The sequence below is a fragment of the Aeromonas sp. QDB63 genome, assembly GCF_027707425.1.
GTDB classification, from domain to species: Bacteria; Pseudomonadota; Gammaproteobacteria; order Enterobacterales; family Aeromonadaceae; genus Aeromonas; species Aeromonas caviae.
In genome coordinates this window covers 1-22077 of sequence record NZ_JAPCIS010000021.1, presented here as the reverse complement: position 1 = coordinate 22077, position 22077 = coordinate 1, and the positions used below count along the sequence as shown (strand labels likewise).

Annotated in this window: 20 protein-coding genes; 3 read left to right on the top strand and 17 right to left on the bottom strand. The window is 62.0% G+C overall.

Features of this window, described 5'->3' with window-relative positions:
- Positions 1 to 20: 20 nt before the first annotated feature.
- From ubiD to trxA, 4 genes are all read right to left on the bottom strand, one after another.
- Positions 21 to 1490, bottom strand: a complete 1470-nt coding sequence (ubiD, locus tag PG879_RS13580; RefSeq protein ID WP_270830313.1) for a 4-hydroxy-3-polyprenylbenzoate decarboxylase — start codon at positions 1488 to 1490, stop codon at positions 21 to 23.
- 33 nt (positions 1491 to 1523) lie between these two features.
- Complete coding sequence (locus PG879_RS13575; RefSeq protein ID WP_010672371.1) at positions 1524 to 2531, bottom strand: hypothetical protein; 1008 nt, start codon at positions 2529 to 2531, stop codon at positions 1524 to 1526.
- Between the two features lie 106 nt (positions 2532 to 2637).
- Positions 2638 to 3903 (bottom strand): transcription termination factor Rho, encoded by a 1266-nt coding sequence (rho, locus tag PG879_RS13570; protein ID WP_010672370.1) that lies wholly within the window; start codon positions 3901 to 3903, stop codon positions 2638 to 2640.
- 207 nt (positions 3904 to 4110) lie between these two features.
- Positions 4111 to 4437: a thioredoxin TrxA gene (trxA, locus tag PG879_RS13565; RefSeq protein WP_010672369.1), complete on the bottom strand. Its 327-nt coding sequence runs from the start codon at positions 4435 to 4437 to the stop codon at positions 4111 to 4113.
- 113 nt (positions 4438 to 4550) lie between these two features.
- Here trxA and rhlB point away from each other — a divergent pair, with 113 nt between their 5' ends.
- Genes rhlB through PG879_RS13550 form a run of 3 tightly spaced genes read left to right on the top strand, consistent with a single transcriptional unit; the run spans position 4551 to position 7617 of the window.
- Positions 4551 to 5840, top strand: coding sequence for an ATP-dependent RNA helicase RhlB (rhlB, locus tag PG879_RS13560; protein ID WP_029313424.1), 1290 nt, complete (start codon positions 4551 to 4553; stop codon positions 5838 to 5840).
- Between the two features lie 13 nt (positions 5841 to 5853).
- Positions 5854 to 7344: a guanosine-5'-triphosphate,3'-diphosphate diphosphatase gene (gene gppA, locus PG879_RS13555; RefSeq protein WP_042017418.1), complete on the top strand. Its 1491-nt coding sequence runs from the start codon at positions 5854 to 5856 to the stop codon at positions 7342 to 7344.
- Positions 7345 to 7356: 12 nt separating this feature from the next.
- Complete coding sequence (locus PG879_RS13550) at positions 7357 to 7617, top strand: Rho-binding antiterminator (protein WP_270830312.1); 261 nt, start codon at positions 7357 to 7359, stop codon at positions 7615 to 7617.
- 70 nt (positions 7618 to 7687) lie between these two features.
- On the opposite strand, the gene PG879_RS13545 is transcribed toward PG879_RS13550, so the two are convergent.
- The 13 genes from PG879_RS13545 to PG879_RS13485 all read right to left on the bottom strand — a co-directional run bounded on the left by PG879_RS13545 (position 7688) and on the right by PG879_RS13485 (position 21788).
- Positions 7688 to 8446, bottom strand: a complete 759-nt coding sequence (locus PG879_RS13545; RefSeq protein WP_233463111.1) for a class I SAM-dependent methyltransferase — start codon at positions 8444 to 8446, stop codon at positions 7688 to 7690.
- A 51-nt stretch (positions 8447 to 8497) separates the two neighbouring features.
- Positions 8498 to 11065, bottom strand: coding sequence for a putative bifunctional diguanylate cyclase/phosphodiesterase (locus PG879_RS13540; RefSeq protein WP_041214157.1), 2568 nt, complete (start codon positions 11063 to 11065; stop codon positions 8498 to 8500).
- 234 nt (positions 11066 to 11299) lie between these two features.
- The gene (prlC, locus tag PG879_RS13535) at positions 11300 to 13342 is read right to left on the bottom strand and encodes an oligopeptidase A (protein WP_270830311.1); all 2043 of its coding nucleotides are present in this window, start codon (positions 13340 to 13342) and stop codon (positions 11300 to 11302) included.
- 221 nt (positions 13343 to 13563) lie between these two features.
- Positions 13564 to 14583, bottom strand: a complete 1020-nt coding sequence (gene hemB, locus PG879_RS13530) for a porphobilinogen synthase (RefSeq protein WP_039041081.1) — start codon at positions 14581 to 14583, stop codon at positions 13564 to 13566.
- Positions 14584 to 14586: 3 nt separating this feature from the next.
- Positions 14587 to 15372: a TatD family hydrolase gene (locus PG879_RS13525; RefSeq protein WP_270830310.1), complete on the bottom strand. Its 786-nt coding sequence runs from the start codon at positions 15370 to 15372 to the stop codon at positions 14587 to 14589.
- A 111-nt stretch (positions 15373 to 15483) separates the two neighbouring features.
- Positions 15484 to 16236, bottom strand: a complete 753-nt coding sequence (gene tatC / locus PG879_RS13520) for a twin-arginine translocase subunit TatC (RefSeq protein WP_103858683.1) — start codon at positions 16234 to 16236, stop codon at positions 15484 to 15486.
- On the bottom strand, positions 16233 to 16691 hold the full coding sequence (tatB, locus tag PG879_RS13515) for a Sec-independent protein translocase protein TatB (protein WP_270830309.1): 459 nt from the start codon (positions 16689 to 16691) through the stop codon (positions 16233 to 16235). Before tatB ends, tatC begins: the two co-directional genes overlap by 4 nt.
- Before the next feature lie 3 nt (positions 16692 to 16694).
- The gene (tatA, locus tag PG879_RS13510) at positions 16695 to 16943 is read right to left on the bottom strand and encodes a Sec-independent protein translocase subunit TatA (RefSeq protein WP_010672358.1); all 249 of its coding nucleotides are present in this window, start codon (positions 16941 to 16943) and stop codon (positions 16695 to 16697) included.
- A gap of 39 nt (positions 16944 to 16982) precedes the next feature.
- Positions 16983 to 18623, bottom strand: coding sequence for a ubiquinone biosynthesis regulatory protein kinase UbiB (gene ubiB / locus PG879_RS13505; RefSeq protein ID WP_042017422.1), 1641 nt, complete (start codon positions 18621 to 18623; stop codon positions 16983 to 16985).
- Positions 18623 to 19231 carry a ubiquinone biosynthesis accessory factor UbiJ gene (locus tag PG879_RS13500; RefSeq protein ID WP_183149116.1) on the bottom strand — a complete coding sequence of 203 codons (609 nt, stop codon included), beginning with the start codon at positions 19229 to 19231 and terminating at the stop codon, positions 18623 to 18625. Before PG879_RS13500 ends, ubiB begins: the two co-directional genes overlap by 1 nt.
- Positions 19232 to 19239: 8 nt before the next feature.
- The gene (gene ubiE, locus PG879_RS13495; RefSeq protein ID WP_039041078.1) at positions 19240 to 19992 is read right to left on the bottom strand and encodes a bifunctional demethylmenaquinone methyltransferase/2-methoxy-6-polyprenyl-1,4-benzoquinol methylase UbiE; all 753 of its coding nucleotides are present in this window, start codon (positions 19990 to 19992) and stop codon (positions 19240 to 19242) included.
- Positions 19993 to 20057: 65 nt separating this feature from the next.
- Positions 20058 to 20435 (bottom strand): fluoride efflux transporter CrcB, encoded by a 378-nt coding sequence (gene crcB / locus PG879_RS13490; protein ID WP_039041077.1) that lies wholly within the window; start codon positions 20433 to 20435, stop codon positions 20058 to 20060.
- An 87-nt stretch (positions 20436 to 20522) separates the two neighbouring features.
- The gene (locus PG879_RS13485; RefSeq protein WP_270830308.1) at positions 20523 to 21788 is read right to left on the bottom strand and encodes a cytosine deaminase; all 1266 of its coding nucleotides are present in this window, start codon (positions 21786 to 21788) and stop codon (positions 20523 to 20525) included.
- Positions 21789 to 22077: the final 289 nt, after the last annotated feature.

Here is a 22077-nt window from a genome sequence, read left to right as displayed (position 1 = left end):
CGCGCCGCATCGGGGATCCCTCAGTCGAGGATCTTCAGCTCGTCCCAGATGGCATCGATCTTCTGCTTTACCGCCTCCTCCTGGACGATGGGCTGACCCCACTCCCGGTTGCTCTCCCCCGGCCACTTGTTGGTGGCATCCAGCCCCATCTTGGAGCCGAGCCCGGAGACCGGCGAGGCGAAGTCCAGGTAGTCGATGGGGGTGTGCTCGATCAGGGTGGTGTCCCTGGCCGGATCCATCCGGGTGGTGATGGCCCAGATCACGTCCTTCCAGTCCCGGGCGTTGATGTCGTCATCGCAGACGATCACGAACTTGGTGTACATGAACTGGCGCAGGAAGGACCAGACCCCCAGCATCACCCGCTTGGCGTGGCCAGGGTAACGCTTCTTGATGGTCACCACCGCCATCCGGTAGGAGCACCCCTCCGGCGGCAGGTAGAAATCCACGATCTCGGGGAACTGCTTCTGCAACAGCGGCACGAACACCTCGTTGAGCGCCACCCCGAGCACCGCCGGCTCATCGGGCGGACGGCCGGTGTAGGTGCTGTGGTAGATGGCATCCCGGCGCATCGTCATGTGGGTGATGGTGAAGACCGGGAACTCGTCCACTTCGTTGTAGTAGCCGGTGTGATCGCCGTAAGGCCCTTCGGGGGCAATCTCCCCCGGCTCCAGATAGCCTTCCAGCACGATCTCGGCGCTGGCGGGCACTTCCAGATCGCAGCTCAGCGCCTTCACCACCTCGGTACGGCTGCCCCGCAGCAGACCGGCAAAGGCGTATTCGGAGAGGCTGTCCGGGACCGGCGTCACCGCGCCCAGGATGGTCGCCGGATCGGCGCCCAGCGCCACCGCCACCGGGAAGCGTTCGCCCGGGTGGGCCTCCTGCCACTCGCGAAAATCGATGGCGCCGCCCCGGTGATCCAGCCAGCGCATGATCAGCTTGTTCTTGCCGATTTTCTGCTGGCGATAGATGCCGAGGTTCTGCCGCTTCTTGTAGGGACCGCGGGTGATGGTCAGACCCCAGGTGACCAGGGGCGCCACATCCCCGGGCCAGCAGTGCTGGATGGGGATCTGATCCAGATCCACCGCGTCCCCTTCCAGCACCACCTGCTGACAGGGGGCCGAAGAGAGCCGCTTGGTCGGCATGTTGAGCACCTGCTTGAAGATGGGCAGCTTCTCCATCAGCTCCTTGAGCCCGCGAGGCGGCTCCGGCTCTTTCAGATAGGAGAGCCAGGTCCCCACCTGGCGCAGGGCGCTGACGTTGGGCTGGCCCATGCCCATGGCAACCCGGTCCGGCGTGCCGAACAGGTTGGTCAACACCGGCATGGTGTAGCCCTTGGGATTCTCAAACAGCAGGGCAGGCCCCCCCGCCCGCAGGGTGCGGTCGCTGATCTCGGTCATCTCCAGATAGGGGTCTATCTCGCGACTGATGCGCCTGAGCTGTCCGTTTTGTTCCAACTGCGCGATAAAATCACGCAAGTCCTTGTATTTCATGCAAGTACCCCAGCGGGATCAGGTGGTCCCGCATTATAACCCTGGCGGCGTATCCGGTGTACCCGTATCGGACCTCATAACGGACGAGGCGTGTCGCCGCTCCTGAAGCGTCAGCCGGTTTGCCAATTGACCCAGGAGCCTGGGCTCGTCCATCTGCAACAACAGGCCGGCCACCAGCCCGCCATACTGGTGCTTGCCGAGTTCGGCCAGGAGGAACTGCTGGGCCCCGTCCGGCAAGGGGGAGAGGCGGCTGAGCTGGTGCAGGGCGGGGACCATCAGGCGGCTGTTCTGGCTGGCGGCGATCAGCAGATCGCTCGCCTCCTGACCTGAATAAAAGCGGGAAATGGTGTGCAGCGCAGTCAGGCTATCGTGATCCACTGGCTGACGCCACAGCTTGAGGTAGAGTGCCGTCTCCCCGGTCTGTTCGATGAAGTGCAGCAGCAACTGGTTGTCCGGCAGGAAGAGATTGAGGGCGGCAAGCCGCTGCGCCTCCCGACGCAGCACGGATACCGGCTGCCGATCGAGCACCGCCAGCAGGGCCTGCTGCTGCTGTGCCAGCTCGGGATTGCGGCTGTAGTAGACCTGCTTGAAGTCGAAGCGATCCTGCTCCAGCAACTGGCGATAGTTGTCCTGCCAGGCCAGCTGCTGCCAGTGGCTCAGCACCAGCCGGGCCTCGGCGGGGAAGTCATAGGCGGGTAGCTGCACCAGGAAACCGTCCACCTTCCCTTCCACCAGCCATTGTGGCGCCTTGGCCGCTTGTGCCCGCACCCAGGCCAGCAGCGCCGGGCTCGGTGCGCCCGATGACTTGAGCTCACCCAGCAACTGGAACAACAGGAACTCCCGCTGCCCCACCGACAGGGTCTCGAGCAACGAGTCCATGGCATCAAACTGCCCGAGCGCCATGCGGCCGTCCAGGTACGCCCGATGCCCCTCCAGTCCCTCGTCCGCCACCAGGGGAGCCTGCAATTGCGGCGGGGAGTCGGCATGCACCGGGGCCGCCAGCCACAACCAACCCATCCATATGAACAACACCAGCTTCATGACGTCCCTTTCCTTGTGACATCGAGGCTTCATACTACTAAGCCAGCCGTGAAATAGATAAACAAAAACCGCGACCTGGGCCGCGGTTTTGTCATTGAAGAGGCTGTTACTTCTGTTGACGCTTCATGGAGTCGAAGAACTCGTCGTTGGTCTTGGTCGCAGCCAGCTTGTCGATGAGGAACTCGATGCTGTCGATCTCGCCCATGGGGTGAATGATCTTGCGCAGGATCCACATCTTCTGCAGCTCGTCCGGGGCGGTCAGCAGCTCTTCCTTGCGGGTGCCGGAACGGGTGATGTCGATGGCCGGGTAGACGCGCTTCTCGGCAATCTTGCGCGAGAGGTGCAGTTCCATGTTGCCGGTACCCTTGAACTCTTCGTAGATGACTTCATCCATCTTGGAGCCGGTATCGATCAGCGCGGTGGCGATGATGGTCAGGCTGCCGCCCTCTTCGACGTTGCGCGCCGCACCGAAGAAACGCTTCGGACGGTGCAGGGCGTTGGCGTCCACACCACCGGTCAGCACCTTGCCGGAAGACGGGATGACGGTGTTGTAGGCGCGGGCCAGACGGGTGATGGAGTCCAGCAGGATCACCACGTCCTTCTTGTGCTCGACCAGACGCTTGGCCTTCTCGATCACCATTTCGGCGACCTGGACGTGACGGGAAGCCGGCTCGTCGAAGGTGGAGGCGATCACTTCACCCTTCACCATCCGCTGCATCTCGGTCACTTCTTCCGGACGCTCGTCAATCAGCAGCACGATCAGCTCACAATCCGGGTGGTTGTAGGCGATGCTCTGGGCGATGTTCTGCAGCAGCATGGTCTTACCGGCCTTGGGCGGTGCAACGATGAGACCGCGCTGGCCCTTGCCGATCGGGGATGCCAGATCCAGTACACGGGCGGTGATATCTTCGGTGGAACCGTTGCCACGCTCCATGCGCAGACGCTCGTTGGCGTGCAGGGGAGTGAGGTTTTCAAACAGGATCTTGTTGCGGGAGTTTTCCGGACGGTCGTAGTTGACGTCGTTGACCTTGAGCAGGGCGAAATAGCGCTCGCCCTCTTTCGGCGGCCGAATCTTGCCGGAAATAGTATCGCCGGTACGCAGGTTGAAGCGGCGGATCTGGCTCGGGGAGACATAGATGTCATCCGGACCAGCGAGATAAGAGCCGTCTGCACTGCGCAGGAAACCGAAACCGTCGGTCAGGATTTCCAGCACACCGTCGCCAAAGATATCCTCGCCGCCCTTGGCGTGCGCCTTGAGGATTGCAAAGATAATGTCTTTCTTGTGCGCCCGAGCCAGATTTTCCAACCCCATGGATTCGCCAAGCTGGACCAGCTCGGACACAGGAGTGTTCTTAAGTTCAGTCAGATTCATAGTGGTGAAAGTCTGTAAGCAAGGATTGAAATGAGGAGACAGTCTGCTGGATTGATGCTGATCGGATTTGACTTGCCAGGCTGGTAGTTAAGCAAAGAGTCAGGCAAAAAGGTTAGCAAACGAGCGATAAACTAGCACCAATCAGGGTGAGCGTCTAGGTGATAAAACACAAGGAGCGCATTATTGCAATGCGCTCCTTCTTGATTATTACAGGTTGCCGTCCAGGAACTCTTTCAGTTGGGTCTTGGACAGGGCGCCGACCTTGGTCGCTGCCACTTCACCATTCTTGAACAGCAGCAGGGTCGGGATACCACGAATGCCGTACTTGGGCGGAGTGTCGGCGTTATGATCGATGTTCAATTTCGCCACGGTCACGCGACCTTCATATTCCTGAGCAACTTCGTTCAGGATCGGGGCAATCATCTTGCACGGTCCACACCATTCGGCCCAGAAATCGACCAGAACAGGGCTGTCGGCGTTGATTACATCGGCCTCGAAGCTGGCATCGCTCAGCTGAACAATCTTGTCACTCATCTCCAACTCCAGTCAGTAATTAAGGCTTTATTGATGGTTCAACAAAGGCAATAGTTGCCCTATTTGAAATGATCCTGTTTATTATTGCAAGCCTAACCTGATAACCTACCGCCATGAGCAAAACACATCTAACGACCGAAAAATTCGCCCAAATGGGCCTCGAACCCGAAGTTCTGGCTGGTCTGGAATCAAAGGGATTTCACTATTGTACGCCCATCCAGGCACTGTCCCTGCCCCTGCTGGTTGAAGGTCATGACCTTGCCGGTCAGGCTCAGACGGGGACCGGCAAAACCCTGGCTTTCCTGGCGGCGACATTCAACTATTTGCTGACCCATCCGCTGACCAGGCCGCGCCTCGTCAACCAGCCCCGCGCCATCATCATGGCTCCGACCCGGGAGCTGGCCGTCCAGATCTATAACGATGCAGAGAGCATGTCCGCCTCCACCGGGCTCAAGCTCGGTCTCGCCTATGGTGGCGAAGGCTACGACAAGCAGCTGGCCGTGCTGGAACAGGGCGTCGACATCCTGATCGGCACCACGGGTCGCATCATCGACTACTTCAAGTCCAAGGTCATTGATCTCGGCAACATCCAGGTCGTGGTACTGGACGAAGCGGATCGCATGTTCGATCTGGGCTTCATCAAGGACATCCGTTTCCTGTTCCGCCGCATGCCCCCCGCCACCGAGCGTCTGAGCATGCTGTTCTCCGCCACCCTCTCCCTGCGGGTGCAGGAGCTAGCCTATGAACACATGAACCACCCGGAACATGTACAGGTCGAACCGGAACAGATGACCGGCGTGCGGATCAAGGAGGAGCTCTTCTACCCCTCCAACGAAGACAAGATGTTGCTGCTGCTCTCCCTGATGGAAGAGGAGTGGCCCGAGAAAGCCATCGTCTTCGCCAACACCAAGCACGTCTGTGAAGACGTTCACGCCTGGCTGGAGAACGACGGCCACCGCGTCGGCCTGCTGACCGGCGACGTGCCGCAGAAGAAGCGGATGAAGATCCTGGAAGAGTTCACCAAGGGCACCCTGGATATCCTGGTCGCCACCGACGTGGCCGCCCGTGGTCTGCACATCCCCGACGTGACTCACGTCTTCAACTACGACCTGCCCGACGATGCCGAAGACTATGTCCACCGCATCGGTCGTACCGGCCGCGCCGGCAGAAGCGGTCACTCCATCAGCCTGGCCTGTGAAGACTATGCCTTCAACCTGCCGGCCATCGAGGAGTACATCCACCACCCCATCCCGGTCAGCAAGTATGACCGCGAGGCGCTGCTGGATGACGTCACCGCACCAAAACGGGTGTTCCGCAACCGCCAGCCGGTGAACCGCAACATGCGGGATCGCCAGGGCGGTGGCAACAGCAACAACCGTCGTCGTCCCCCCCGCAAGAACTGAGGGATCGGCCAAGTTGCACAACTCGCCTCTCTATGCCGCCATCGACCTCGGCTCCAACAGCTTTCACATGCTGGTGGTGCGCGAGGTCGCCGGTGCCCTGCGCACCGTCACCAAGGTCAAGCGCAAGGTACGCCTCGCCGCGGGCCTCGATGCCGATTTTCGCCTCAACCGTGCCGCCATGGAGCGGGGCTGGGATTGTCTGCGCCTCTTCTCCGAGCAGTTGCAGGACATCCCGTCCGACAACATCCGGGTAGTGGGCACCGCCACCCTGCGCCTGGCCACCAACGTCGACGAATTCATCAGCGAAGCGGAACGGGTGCTCAACCACAGCATCGAGATCATTTCGGGCGAGGAAGAAGCCAAGACCATCTATGAAGGAGTCTCCTGGACGTCGGCAGGGGAAGGCAATCGGCTGGTGATCGACATCGGCGGCGCCAGCACCGAGCTGGTGATCGGCGAGCAGAGCGAAGCCAAGCTGCTCAACAGCCTGCACATGGGCTGCGTCACCTGGCTCAACAACCACTTCGGTGATGGCGAGCTCTCCGAGGCGCGCTTCAACCAGGCCATTGCCGCCGCCAAGGCGGTACTGGAGAAAGTGGCTGCGGACTACCGTGTCCTCGGCTGGCGCACCTGCGTCGGCGCCTCCGGCACCGTCCAAGCGCTGCAGGAGATCATGCTTGCCCAGGGCAAGAGCGAGCGGGTCACCCTGCCCAAGTTGCAAGAGCTGATGGGTCAGGCCATCGCCTGCGGCAGACTCGATAAGTTGCAGCTCGAAGGGCTGGCGGCCGAACGGCTGACCGTGTTCCCCTCCGGTCTCGCCATCCTGATCGCCATCTTCGAAACCCTCGACATCGAGAGCATGACCCTGGCGGGCGGAGCCCTGCGTGAAGGGCTCATCTACGGCCTGCTCGGCAACAATCACGACTGTGATGCCCGGGATCGCACCGCCGACAGCCTGATCAGCCGCTACCAGCTCGACAAGGAGCACGCCGAGCGGGTCCGCGACACCGCCATCGAAGCGTTCACCCAGTTGCAGCCGGCCTGGCGCCTCTCCAAGCGCTACGGTCGCCCGATCCTGCGCTACGCAGCCCTGCTGCACGAAATCGGTCTGTGCATCGAGTACAAGAAGGCGCCGCAGCACGCTGCCTACATCATCGACAACATCGACATGCCGGGCTTCACCCCCGCGCAGAAGAAGCTGCTGTCGGCCCTGCTGTTCAACCAGCGGGATGAATTCAAGCTGGAGCCACTGGAGAAACAGGGTGCCGTCACCGGTCGCCAGGCGATCCGGCTGGCCCGTATCCTGCGCATCTCCCTCATCCTCTGCATGCGCCGGACCCAGGGCACTGTGCCCAGGTTCATGCTGCAAGCCGATGAAGATGCCCTGACCCTGACCCTGCCCAAGGGTTGGCTGGACGAACACTACCTGCGCGCCAGCGAGCTGCGCCTCGAGGTGGAGCGCCAGCAGAAGATGGGCTGGTCCACCCGGCTGCTGGAAGCCTGAGCCGCACACCCCATGGCCGATTACCAACCCGTCAGCTGTGACCTGTACGACTGGCTGGAGATCGCCGCCAGCTGTCAGCTGCCCGTCACGATCACCGACCGGGATGGACGAACCTGGGCGGACAGGATCCGCACCATAGAAGCCAGCGACGGAGTCGAATATCTGCTGCTGGAGCGCGCTGAGCGCCTCAGCCTGGCGGACCTGGCGCTCCTGGAACTCGTCTGGCAAGGGGAAGAAAAGCGGATCCACTTCGCCCCACCCCGCAGCCAATGAATAGCAAGAGGGCCAACCTGATCAGGTTGGCCCTCTTGGTTTGACGCTCAGACTCCCTGCCAGTCCCCACTCAACTCGCCAGCGCCGCCATCACGTAGACGTCGAAGCGGTTGCTCTTGGTCTCGATGGCCATGCTGGGCTTGTGCTCGTTGAGCCAGCCCGCATAGTCGGGCCGCTTCACCACCACCCGCTTGTCAGCCATCCTGAGCGCCGCCGGCAGCAGAGCATCCGCGTCGAGATCCGCCCCCACCAGGGACTGGAACACCCGCATCTCTTTTTTCACCAGCGCCGACTTCTGCTTGTGGGGGAACATGGGGTCCAGGTAGATGACCTCCGGCCGCTCGGTCAGCGCCAGCAGGGTCTCCACCGCCGGGCCTTGCAGCAGTTGCATCCGCTCGCGCACCCAGGGGCCTATCTCGGGATCCTGCCCCGCCCGGGTCAGACCGTCCTGGAGCAGGGCCGCCACCACGGGGCTGCGCTCGATCAGGGTCACCTTGCAGCCGAGGGAGGCGAGCACGAAGGCATCGCGCCCGAGCCCGGCGGTGGCATCCACCACGGTCGGCATGGCTCCCGACTTCAATCCCACCGCCTTGGCGATGGACTGGCCGCGCCCGCCACCGAACTTGCGCCTATGGGCCACCGCCCCTTCCACGAAGTCCACATAGACGGCCCCCAGCTTGGGTTCGTCCAGCTTGCGCAGCTCCAACCGCGATGCGGTCAGCACCAGGGCGAAGGGAGCGGGAAACGCCACGTCGGCAAGGCGCTGGCGCAGGGCGTCGAGCTCGCCATCGCGGGCGGGCACTTCACTGAAAACCTGAATATGGGGCATAACATGGACTCATCACGGCGCAGAAGCCGGCATGATAGCAGAAGCGGGGGGTCAGCTCACCGTGGTCAGATTCGCCAAGTTCATTCCCTGACGGTTGAGACTCAGGTACTCGGTCAGATCGTCGAAGGGCAGCGGGCGGCTGAGCAGATACCCCTGGGTGAAGGCGCACCCCTTCTGGCAGAGGAAATTGAGCTGCTCCCGGGTCTCCACCCCTTCGATCACCACCTGCATGCCGAGGTTGTGCACGATGTTGATGATGCCGTCGAGCAGCAGACGGTCCTGCTCGTTGAAGGGAATATGGCGCACGAAGGAGCGATCGATCTTCACCAGATCCACCGGGAAGGTACGCAGGTAGTTCAGTGCCGAATAGCCGGTGCCGAAGTCGTCGATGGCCAACTTGCAGCCCGCCTCGCGCAGGGCATCGATCCGCACCCTGTGCTGATCGCTGGTCTCCATCAGCAGGGATTCGGTGATCTCGATGATGATGTCCGCCGGATCCAGCTCGAAGTGGCGGATCACCCTGAGCCACTCGTTGGCCTCCGGGTCTATGGTCTGGAACTCCAGGGTGGAGCGGTTGATGGACATCTGCAGATCCGGGAAGCCGGACTGCTGCAATCTGGCCAGATCCCGGCAAGACTGCCACAGCACCAGGGCACCCAGCCCCTGGATGAGCCCCGCCTCTTCCGCCAGCGGGATGAAATCCGCCGGTGAGACCTGACCCCAGTGGGGGTGATACCAGCGCACCAGGGCCTCCAGCTTGGCGACCCGGCCGCTGCGGTTGTCCCAGATGGGCTGGTAGGCCATGGTCAGCTGGCCCAGCTTGATGGCCTCCGCCAGATCGTGCTGCATCTGGTGGCGCTGGCTCACCTCTTCCCGCATGGAGGCGTTGTAGGTGCCGAGGGGACGTCCCTGGCGCTTGGCGACGAACAGGGCCTGCTCGGCATTGCGCAAGAGCTCGTCGCTGTCGCCGCCGTCATTGGGACAGAGGGTGATCCCCAGGGTGGCGGTCACATAGAGGTGCTGGTTGGCCAGCATGAAGGGACGGGCAAAGCCGCCGATCACCTGCTTGGCAAACACCTCGGCCTGACGGCGGTTGACGATGCCGGGCACCAAGAAGGCAAACTCGTCGCCGCCGATGCGGGCCACCAGGTCCTCGGTGCGCACCCGGCTCACCAGCCGATCCGATACCTCCCGCAGCAAGGCGTCGCCCACATGGTGATCCATGCTGTTGTTGACCGCCTTGAAGTTGTTGAGGTCGAGCACCATGAGGGCGAAGCGCTCCCCCCGCTCGCAGAAGCGGGCCAGACAGCGACCGAACAGCCAGCGGTTGGGCAGGCCGGTGAGGTTGTCGTAGTTGGCCTGGGCGGCGATCTTCTGCTCCGCCAGCTTGGTCTGGGAAAGATCGCTGAAGATGGCGATGTACTGACTGATCTTGCCCCCTTCCCGCACGGCGCTGATCATCAGCTGCTGGGGATAGAGCTTGCCGTTCTTGCGCTTGTTCCACACCTCCCCACGCCAGATCCCCACCCGCTCCAGAGCGTGGTACATGTCCGCATAGAAGGTCTGATCGTGCAGTCCGGACTTGAGCATGCTGGGCCGCTGGCCGCACGCCTCCTCCTCGCTGTAACCGGTGATCTTCTCGAAGGCCGGATTGACCGAGATGATGCGACTGTCGGCATCGCACACCAGAATGGCTTCGGAGAGGTTGTCATAGACCCGGTGGGAGAGCTTGAGCTGCTCCGCATGGCGCCTGATGGGATCGATGTTCTCCAGCACCACCATGAGATAGTCGGGGTACATCTGCTCGTTGCGGATCAGGGTCACCGTCACCCGTCCCCACAGGACGGTCCCATCCCGATGGAGATAACGCTTCTCCTGGGTAAACGCGGGACGCTCTCCCCGCTTGAGGGCGTCGTAGAGCGCAATACTGGTCTGCCAGTCGTCCGGATGGTTGATTTCGGCGACGGTGAGCTGTTGCAGCTCCTCCTGGCTGTAGCCGAGCATCTTCTCGATGGCCGGGTTCGCCCAGAGGATCTTGCCGCCCAGATCCACCTTGCCGATGCCCACGGGCGCATGGGACATCATGGTGTCCAGGAAGTGGTGATGTTCCGGTTGCGCCGGCTGCTCCTGGCTCTGGCGCTGCTGATACATCAGCGCCAGTTCACGACCGGCGAGCGGGGCCAGCAGACGCAGCAGGCCCACTATCTTCTCCATTCTCGGCATGGCCCGCTTGAACATGACGCTGCACAGGCCGATGGTCTCTCCCTCGGCGTTCTTGAGCGCGACGCCGGCATAGGCTCTCACCTCGCAGCGCTCCAGCACGGCGGCGTGGGGGAACAGCTGGCGGGTGCGATCACTGAACCAGGCTTCACCCTGTTGCATGGCGATCTCCCCCGGAGTGTCGGCGAGGGGGAAGCTGTAGGCGTTGATGTCGAGGGAGGCGGGATAGGCGGCATGCACGGTAAAGAACAGACCCGCCTGATCCTTGCCGGACACCAGGACGAAGTCAGCCCCCACCGCGTTGGCGATTTCACTCACAAAGGCATCAAAATATCCCTGACCACTCGAATGAGACAGGCTGGAGATGATTTGATAGACAGACTCGAGTGCTCGCCTCATGGCAAGGTTCTTTCTCTCCCTGGAAGGTAGAACCCGACTCTACTGAAGAGGCGGGGACAGTGCAAACATGCACTCCGCAAGATATTAAAAAGGCTTGGAAAAAGGGACCAAAAGGTCCCTTTTTCTATCAAAAATCACGTTTCGATCCCACTATGCCGCAAATGTGTACCTGCTTGAAGCTCCCGCAGTGGCGCGGCAGCTCATCCAATCGAGGCTCACTGTGGCGGCGGGACCTCACGCGGCGATACCGCTGTGACGCAGCAGCGCATCCACCTGGGGCTCCCGGCCACGGAAGGCACGAAACAGCTCCATCGGCTCCCTGGAGCCGCCCTTTTCCAGAATGTTCTTCAGGAAGGAGTGGCCCGTGGCCGGGTTGAAGATCCCCTCCTCCTCGAAGCGGGAGAAGGCGTCGGCAGAGAGTACCTCGGCCCACTTGTAGCTGTAGTAGCCCGCCGCGTAGCCGCCCGCGAAGATGTGGGAGAAGCTGTGCTGGAAGCGGTTGAACGCCGGAGGCGTCATCACGGCGACCTGGCTGCGCACCTCAGCCAGCAGCGCAGGGATCTGATCCGCTCTGGTCGGGTCAAAGGTCTGGTGCAGACGGAAGTCGAACAGGGCGAACTCCAGCTGGCGCAGCATCTGCATCGCCGCCTGGAAGTTGCGGGCGGTCAGCATCTTCTCCAGCAGATCGGCGGGCAGCGGCTCCCCGGTCTCGTGATGGCCGGAGATGAAGGCCAGCGCCTCGGACTCCCAGCACCAGTTCTCGAGGAACTGGCTCGGCAGCTCCACCGCATCCCAGGCCACGCCGTTGATGCCGGCCACGCCAGCCACATCGATGCGGGTCAGCATGTGGTGAATGCCGTGGCCGAACTCGTGGAACAGGGTGACCACTTCGTTGTGGGTGAACAGGGCCGGTTTGCCGTCCACCGGGCCGTTGAAGTTGCAGGTCAGGTAGGCCACCGGCTTTTGCAGGGAGCCGTCCTGACGGTAGCGGCGACCCAGGCAGACATCCATCCAGGCGCCGCCCTGCTTGTGCTCGCGGGCGTAGAGATCCAGGTAGAAGCTGCCGCGCAGCTCGTCATCGGCGTCAAAGATGTCGTAGAAGCGCACATCCGGGTGCCAGGTGTCGATGCCGAGACGCTCGCGCACCTTCATGCCGAACACCCGCTTGACCACCTCGAACAGCCCCTTCACGACCCGACCGGCGGGGAAATAAGGACGCAACTGCTCATCAGAGACCGAAAACTTATGCTGTTTGAGCTTTTCTGCGTAATAGGCAAGATCCCAGGCCGCCAGTTCGTCCTGACCGTGCTGCTCGGCGGCAAAGGCGCGGATCTCCTCCAGCTCCGCCTTGCCTTGGGGCAGGGACTTGGCAGCCAGGTCGGTGAGGAAGTCCACCACCTGCTCCGGCTTGTCCGCCATCTTGGTCGCGAGGGAGAGCTCGGCATAGTTGGCAAAGCCCAGCAGTCGGGCCAGCTCCCGGCGCAGGGTGAGCAACTCGGTCATGATGGCGGAGTTGTCCCACTTGCCGGCGTTGGGGCCCTGGTCGGAGGCGCGGGTGGTGAAGGCCTCATACAGCTCGGCACGCAGGGCGCGGCTGTCAGCGTACATCATCACCGGCAGGTAGGAGGGGATGTCCAGGGTGAACAGCCACCCCTCCTTGCCCTTGAGTTCGGCCATCTGGCGCGCAGCAGCCTGGGCGCTCGCGGGCAGACCGGCCAGCTCGGCCTCGTCGGTCACCAGCTTGTGCCAGCCCTGGGTCGCGTCCAGCACGTTGTTGCTGAAACGGGAGGCGAGCTCCGAGAGGCGGGCCTGGATCTCGCCGTAGCGCTGCTGCGCCTCGGCAGGCAGACCGATGCCGGAGAGGCGAAAATCGCGCAGGGTGTTCAGGATCTCCTTGCGCTGGGCATCATCCAGCCGGGGGAAGTCATCGCTCTCGGAGAGGGCCAGATAGGCTTGATAGAGCCCTTCATGCTGACCGACATAGGTCTGAAATTCGGAAAGCAGCGGCAGGCAGGCATCGTGAGCCGCTCGCAGCGCCTCGCTGTTCTGCACGGCATTGAGGTGGCTGATGGGGGACCAGATCCGGGAGAGGCGGTCGTTGACCTCTTCCAGCGGGGCGATCAGGCTGTCCCAGGTGTGAGGCTCCTTCTGGGCCAGCACATCCTCAATCTTCTGTTTGCAATCGGCGATGGCCTGCGTCACGGCAGGTTGCACCTGATCGGGCTGGATCTGGCTGAAGGGAGGCAGCGAGTCCATTGTCAGCAAAGGGTTAGTCATCTGCGGTACCTCTAAATGCTCTGCAGCCCCTGCCGTCCAGAAGCCTGCTTGGACCATCTAAGATGTAGGCAGAAACCCCATTTATCAAGCCTTTGCCGCCAAGAGACGGGCTTGTTGCCCACTTTTTCAGGCATTTTGTTCATAAAACCAGCACTTCATCTGCCAGAGGCGACAATGCCGGCCCGAGGGCCGGCATTGTGAGGGCATGGACACTCCCCGCCTCAGCGTCGGGCGTCCTCTTTCAACCACTGGGCGACCCGCTTGGCGAAGTAGGTGAGGATGCCATCGGCCCCGGCCCGCTTGAAGCAGAGCAGGGATTCCATCACGCACTCTTTCTCCTTGAGCCAGCCATTCTGGATCGCCGCCATGTGCATGGCGTACTCGCCGCTCACCTGATAGGCGAAGGTCGGCACGCCGAACTGATCCTTCACCCGGCGGATGATGTCCAGGTAGGGCATGCCCGGCTTGACCATGACGCTGTCCGCCCCTTCGGCGATGTCGAGGGCCACCTCGTGCAGGGCTTCGTTGCCGTTGGCCGGGTCCATCTGGTAGGTGGCCTTGTTGCTCTTGCCGAGGTTGGCGGCGGAGCCCACCGCATCGCGGAACGGGCCGTAGTAGTGGGAGGCGTACTTGGCGGAGTAGGCCATGATCTGCACGTTGACGAAGCCGTTCTCCTCCAGCGCCGCGCGGATGGCACCGATGCGGCCGTCCATCATGTCGGACGGGGCCACCATGTCGGCCCCGGCGGCCGCATGGGAGAGCGCCTGCTTCACCAGGATCTCGGTGGTGATGTCGTTCTGCACATAGCCTTCGTCATCGATGATGCCGTCCTGACCATGGGTGGTGAAGGGGTCGAGCGCCACATCGGTGATGACCCCGAGCTCCGGGAAGCGCGCCTTGAGGGCACGGGTCGCCCGCTGGGCCAGGGCATCCGGGTTGTAGGCCTCTTCCGCCATCAGACTCTTTCTCTCCAGCGGCGTCACCGGGAACAGGGCCACCGCCGGCACACCCAGGGCCACCAGTTCGGCGGCCTCTTCGAGCAGCAGATCGATGGAGAGTCTGTCCACCCCCGGCATGGAGGCAACGGCCTCTCGCTGACCCTCCCCCTCCAGCACGAACACGGGATAGATGAGATCGTCGACGGTCAGTACGTTTTCGCGCACCAGGCGGCGGCTGAAGTCATGTTTGCGCACCCGGCGCAGGCGACGGCCCGGGAAGGCCCCCGGAAGAGTTGTGGCCATGAATCACTCCAAAAGCGGAAGTTGGAAGAATGCGGCGGAGGTGGCCCGGGTATGGGCCAGCAAGGCCTCGGGCGCTTCACCACGGCAGGCCGCCACCACCTGGGCGATGTGCGGCAAAAAAGCGGGTTCGTTGCGTTTGGGTCTGGGTTTCAGATCCCGCGGCACCAGGTAGGGGGCGTCCGTCTCTATCATCAGGCGACCCGCCGGAATGCGGGCCACCTGCTCGCGCAGCAGCTGGCCACGGCGCTCGTCACAGAGCCAGCCGGTCACCCCGATATGCAGCCCCAGCGCCAGGCTCTCGTCCAGCTCGGCGTCGGAGCCGGTGAAGCAGTGCAGCACGGCCCCCGGCAGGCGGGGCAACCAGGGGCGCAGGATCTCGACGAATTTGTCATGGGCATCGCGGCAGTGGAGAAACACCGGCATCCCGAGCTCGGAGGCAAGCGCCAGCTGGGCGTCAAACACCGCGTCCTGCACCGGGCGGGGGGAGAAGTCCCGGTTGTAGTCGAGACCGCACTCGCCGATGGCCACCACCTGGGGCAGGGCCGCCAGTTCGCGCAAGGCGGGCAGGGTCGCCTCATCGACGCTTTTGGCATCGTGGGGATGCACCCCGGCGGTGGAGAAGCAGTAACCGGGCCAGCGGGCGGCCAATGCGGCGCTTTCGCGGCTGCCGGCCAGATCGGTGCCGGTCAGGATCAGGGCTTCCACCCCGGCGGCGCGCGCGCGTTCCACCAGGTCGGCCTGTTCGCCGGCGAACTGGCTGCTGGTCAGGTTCAAACCGATGTCGATCATGGAGTCAGGGGTTCCGGACAAACGAGGTGCATATCAGGCATTTGAAAACCATCTACTCGATGGGGCCTTACCATACGCCTCGAACGGATGCATGAAAAGAGGAAGGGAGCCTCAGCTCCCCTCTTCCGTTTGTTGCTGCTCTTCGTCCTCTTTCTTCACGTAGAAGCGGGCGAAGAACAGACCTATCTCCCACAGGCCCCACATGGGGATCGCGAGCAGGGTCTGGGAGAAGACATCGGGCGGCGTCAGCAACATACCGACCACGAAGACCCCGACGATGACGTAAGGGCGCTTCTCCTTCAGGCTCCTGGGGGTGGTCACCCCGGTCCAGCAGAGCAGTATGGTGGCCACCGGGATCTCGAACGCCACCCCGAACGCGAAGAACAGGGTCAGCACGAAGTCCAGGTAGCTGGCGATGTCGGTCGCCACCGTCACCCCGGCGGGGGCGGTACTGGTGAAGAAGCCGAACACCAGGGGGAACACCACGTAGTAGGCGAACGCCATCCCCGCGTAGAACAGCACGGCGCTGGAGGCCACCAGAGGCATGATGAGACGCCGTTCATGCTGGTACAGACCGGGGGCGATGAAGGCCCAGGCCTGATAGAGCAGATAGGGGATCGCCACGAAGAAGGAGACCACCAGGGTCAGCTTGATGGGCGTGATGAAGGGTGTCGCCACATCCGTCGCTATCATGCTGGTCCCTGCCGGCAACTGGCTGAGCAGCGGCTGGGCCACGAAGTCGTAGATGTTGTTGGAGAAGTAGATGAGCGCGATGAACACCAGCAGGATGGCGGAGATCGCGCGCAGCAGACGGGTTCTCAGCTCCACCAGATGGCTGATGAGGGGCTGTTCTGCCTGACTCATGGCTTCACCTCCCCTTTGGCTGCGGACTCGCTGGCGGGCACAGGCTCGCTCTCTCGCTGGCTGTTGACCGGTGGCACCTCTGGGGTCGCGGGCACCGAGGCCGTCACCGGAGTGGCTGGCTCAGCCTGGGCGAGCTCCCGAGGCGGGCGGATCTCGTTCTCCCCCTGATAGGGACGATTCACCGACTGGGCGGCCGCTTTCAACTGCTCGATGGACTCCTGCAGCTCGGGGCTCAGGTTGTTCATCTGCAGCCGTTCGGCCTTCTTCAGGTCGTTGTGCAGATCCTGCAACTTGAGCTCCTGTTCCAGCTCGGCCTTGACCGAGTTGGCGGTGCTGCGGATCAGCCTTATCCAGTGGCTGGCGGTGCGGATCGCGACCGGCAACCGCTCGGGGCCCAGCACCACCAGGGCGACGACGCCGATGACGACCAGCTCCCAAAAACCGATGTCGAACATGGCTTAGGCCTGATCTTTGTCTTTCTGCTTGGCGGCTTCGGCGTTGCTGGCCGTCTCGTTCAACTGCTTGGTCGGGAACTCGGCATCTTTCTGCTCGGGTTTGGTGTCGGCCGGCTCATCGGAGAGCGCCTTCTTGAACCCCTTGACCGCCGCGCCCAGATCGCCGCCGATACCGCGCAATTTCTTGGTGCCGAACAACAGCACGACGATGACTGCGATGATCAACAACTGCCAAATACTGATACCACCCATGACTTTCTCTCCGGATAGGCGCCCGAGGGCGCAGGTTATTTAATGGGAACGGGTTCGCAACCAACCCAGCAGCCAGCATAACCCGGCGCCGGCGAGGCTGATTTGTCCCCACTCAATGTGTTGTTTCTGGGTCAGCAAGAATACACCCGCGAGCAGCAGGCTGGCTCCAACCCCTAAGAGGTAGCGGGCCTGCCCCTGACGGCGACTGTGGCGACGGAAATCGGCAAACATCTGGTCGAAGTGGTGCTGCTGATGGCGGGCCTGACGCAGGGTCTCGTAGACCAGCTCCGGCAGCTCCGGCAGTTTCTCCGCCCAGAACGGCGCCTTCTCCTTGATGGCATTCCACACCGCCTTGGGGCCGACCTGCTCGTGCATCCAGTTTTCCAGATAGGGCTTGGCGGTCTGCCACAAATCCAGCTGGGGATAGAGCTGGCGACCCAGCCCTTCCACATAGAGCAGGGTCTTTTGCAGCAGCACCAGTTGCGGCTGCACCTGCATGTTGAAGCGACGGGCGGTGTTGAACAGATTGAGCAGCACGTGGCCGAAGGAGATCTCGGAGAGCGGTTTCTCGAAGATGGGCTCCAGCACGGTGCGGATGGCGAACTCGAACTCGTCCACCTTGGTATCGGGCGGTACCCAGCCTGACTCCACGTGCAGCTCGGCCACACGGCGGTAGTCGCGGTTGAAGAAGGCGAGGAAGTTCTCCGCCAGGTAGCGCTTGTCTTCCCGGTTGAGGGTGCCGACGATGCCGCAGTCGATGCCGATCCAGAGCGGATTCTCGGGGTGTTCGAAAGAGACGAAGATGTTGCCCGGGTGCATGTCGGCGTGGAAGAAGCTGTCGCGGAACACCTGGGTGAAGAACACCTCCACTCCGCGCTCGGCCAGCAGCTTCATGTTGGTGCCGTTGGCCTCAAGGGCGGCAATGTCGGAAACCGGAATGCCGTAGATCCGCTCCATCACCAGCACCTGCTCGCGGCAGTGCTCGGTGAACACCTCGGGCACGTAGAGCGCCTCGGAACCGGTGAAGTTGCGGCGCAGCTGGATGGCGTTGGCCGCTTCGCGCATCAGGTTGAGCTCGTCGAGTATGGTCTTGCGATACTCCTCCACCACCTCGACGGGGCGCAGTCGTCCGCTCTGGGGCACGAAACGGGCCACCAGACGGGCCAGGGCCTGCATCAGGCGCAGGTCGGCCTCGATGACCGGCTCGATATCGGGACGGATCACCTTGATGACGATCTCGCGGCCGTTCTCCTTCAACCGGGCGGTGTGCACCTGGGCGATGGAGGCGGATGCCAGCGGCGTCTCGTCGAAGTCATCGAACAGGGTCTCGACGGGGCAACCCAGGCTCTCTTCTATCTGGCGACGGGCGGCCTGACCACAGAAGGGAGGCACCCTGTCCTGCAGCAGGGCCAGCTCTTCGGCAATGTCGGGGGGCAGCAGGTCTCGGCGGGTCGAGAGCATCTGGCCGAACTTGATGAAGATGGGGCCCAGGGCCTCGAAGGCGAGGCGAATGCGGGCGCCACGGCTCATGCCTTGTTGCTTGTTCTTGAGCCAGAACAGACTGCGACGGGCCAGACGGCCAGGCCAGGGCTGATAACGGGCGGGCACCAGCTCGTCGATGCCCTGTTCCAGCAGGATGCTGACGATGCGATAGAGGCGTTTGAACTCCTTCGGGGTCATCAGCTCACCTGCTGTTCGAGGCGGGCAAGCCGCAACTCGATCGCCTTCATCTGTTGGGCCAGCTCTTCGACATCGTCATTGAAGCTCGCCACTTCCAGCGGACCCGGGGCAAGCCTCGCCTCCTCGGTCAAATACTCGGCCACTTGACGCTGGGAAAGGCACAACTCTCGCCCCACAAAACGGCGAGCCTGACGGGCACCACTGCACAGGGTGTGGGCCACCACATCGCCGGTGTAGCGGGACAGCTCCTCTTCCCAGTCGATATCGAGCTCGCCAAGCAGGGCGCTGAATGCCTGCACCAGCTGGGGGTCACCGCTCAGGTCCAGCTTCTCCTCGCGGATGTAGCGGGTCAGGGCGGAAGGCTCCTTGAGCAGGCCGAGGGCGGTCAGGGAGAGGCTCAGCACCGCATCCGCCTCCCCTTCAAACCTGGCCAGCACATCCAGACGGCGCTCCGAGAAGACAAACCAGAGCGGCTTGAGCTCGCGCAGATCCAGTTTGAGTACCTTGCCCGCGAGCTTGCGCAGCCGCTCCGGGCTCTGTTTGTCCAGGGCCAGCAACTGGTTGAGGCTGGTTTCGATCACCGCGGTGACCATGGCATCCATCGGCATAGGCGACCTTAAAACTTGTAACCGCGGTGCAGGGCAACCACGCCCTGGGTCAGGTTGTAAAACTCCACCTGTTCGAACCCGACATTCTCCATCATTCCTGCCAGGGTCTGCTGATCCGGGTGCATGCGGATGGATTCCGCCAGGTATTTGTAACTTTCGCTGTCATTCGCGACGATTTCGCCCATTTTCGGCAGCAATTTGAAGGAATAGAGATCATACAGCTTGGCGATCACTTCGCTCACCGGCTTGGAGAACTCCAGCACCAGCAGGCGGCCACCCGGCTTGAGCACCCGGAACATGGAGGCAAGCGCCTTGTCCTTGTCGGTGACGTTGCGCAGGCCGAAGCCGATGGTGATGACGTCGAAATGGTTGTCAGGGAACGGGAGCGCCTCGGCATTGGCCTGCACGTAGGAGACGTTGTTGGCCACCCCCAGGTTACGCAGTTTGTCGCGGCCCACTTTCAGCATGGAGTCGTTGATGTCCGCCAGGACCACCTGGCCGGTCTCACCCACGATGCGGGAGAACTTGGCGGTCAGATCCCCTGTGCCGCCAGCCAGATCCAGCACCTTCTGGCCCTTGCGGACACCGGAGCAGTCGATGGTAAAGCGCTTCCAGAGGCGATGGATGCCGAACGACATCAGATCGTTCATCAGATCATACTTGGCCGCTACCGAATGAAAGACACCGGCGACCAGGGTTTCCTTCTCGGTCGCTGCCACGGTTTTATAGCCAAAATGCGTAGTAGTAGTCTGTTCCGACATCCCTCAAATACCCATAGAGCAAAGAATGGCCGCCAGTTTACCAGAGCCGATGGCGTGCGGACACCTCAAACCCGGCTTGCGACCAACTGCATCCCCAGCACGACCATGGCCAGACAGAGGAACAGATTGAGACCGATATTGAGCAGCGCCTTCAGATAGGCCCCTTGCTGGGCCAGCACGACCGTATCGAGGGCAAAGGAGGAGAAGGTGGTCAGGGCGCCGAGGATACCCACCATCAGCAATGGTTTCATCGGGTGTTCCACCACGTGACCATGGCTGATCAGGGCATAGGCAATCCCCATGATGAAGGAACCCACCACGTTGACCACCAGGGTGCCATAGGGAAAGTGGCGTCCCAGCAGCCATGCCATCAGCTCGGCGATGCCAAAGCGCAGGCAGGCACCGAAGGCGCCCCCGACAGCGACAAATAACCAGGTTTGCATCAAGCAGTCTCCAAGATTGTCAGGTTGGCATTATGCAAAATGTCGGCAGCAGGGGACAGCCGGGCAATTAATCGACCCTGCTAGACCCTAGCGGCGAAAGTCTACCGATTCTGCATTCACAAGATGGAGGGTCGTCTCGGCCGGGCGAGTATCGGCGATGACTCTGCCATGGCGGATGGAATAACGCACCGGCACCTGGCGGCGCACCGCATCGAAACCATTCTCTGCAGGAAGGATCAGCAGGTTGGCGGGCTTGCCCACCTCGATGCCGTAGCGATCCTGCACGTTCAGGGTGCGGGCGCTGTGGCTGCCGATCAGCTTGAGGCTGTCGTTGATCTGCTCGTAGCCCATGATCTGGCAGACATGGAGCCCCATGTGCAGCACCTGCAACATGTTGGCCGTGCCCATGGGATACCAGGGATCGAACACGTCGTCGTGGCCGAAGCAGACGTTGATGTTCGCCTCCAGCATCTCCTTCACCCGGGTGATGCCACGACGCTTGGGATAGCTGTCGAAGCGCCCCTGCAGGTGAATGTTCACCAGCGGATTGGCGACGAAGTTGATGTCCGCCATCCTGAGCAGCCGGAACAGCCGCGAGGCATAGGCTCCGTTGTAGGAGTGCATGGCGGTGGTGTGGCTGGCGGTCACCCTATGACCCATGCCGCGCTCGTAGGCCAGGGTTGCCAGCGTCTCGATAAAACGGGACTGTTCGTCATCGATTTCGTCGCAATGCACATCCACCAAAACCTGATATTTCTCCGCAAGATCGAAGACGTAGTGCAGACTTTCGACCCCGTACTCCCGAGTGAACTCGAAATGGGGGATGGCACCGATCACGTCGGCCCCCAGCTTGAGGGACTCTTCCAGCAATGCCTTGCCGTTGGGGTAGGAGAGGATCCCCTCCTGTGGGAAGGCCACTATCTGCAGCTCCACCCACTCCTTCATCTCCTCCCGCACCTCCAGCATCGCCTTCAGAGCAACCAGATTGGGGTCGGAGACATCCACGTGGGTACGGACAAACTGGATGCCGTTCGCAATCTGCCATTTCAGCGTCTGGATGGCGCGCTGTTTCACATCCTCATGGGTCAGCAGCGCTTTGCGCTCGGCCCAACGCTCGATCCCCTCAAACAGGGTACCGGAGAGGTTCCAACTCGGCTCGCCAGCCGTCTGGGTGGTATCGAGGTGAATGTGCGGTTCGATAAAGGGGGGGATGACAAGGCCTTGCTCACCATCAAGCTCGCGGGCAGAGAGCAGCTGAGTGCTCATGGGCTCAATGGCCCGGATCACGCCTCCCTGACAGAGGATTTGCCACATCCCTTCCCTGCCCGTCAAACGCACATTCCTAATCAGCATGTTCTTTCCCCTTCGAAAGCGTGGTTGTCTTTGCCAATCCACAACTTAGCCCGGATCCCTTTAATAGAGAAGCGCCGCCCGGAAAGCATACGGGATAGAAAGGGAGGATATGTCAGCAACAAGAAGGTGCGACATTGCAGGACTGCAATTTGCGATGGATGGCCTGAAAAGCAGATACAAAAAAGCCTCCCGATTGGGAGGCTTTCTTATTTAATGGTGCTGATACCCAGAATCGAACTGGGGACCTCATCCTTACCAAGGATGCGCTCTACCGACTGAGCCATATCAG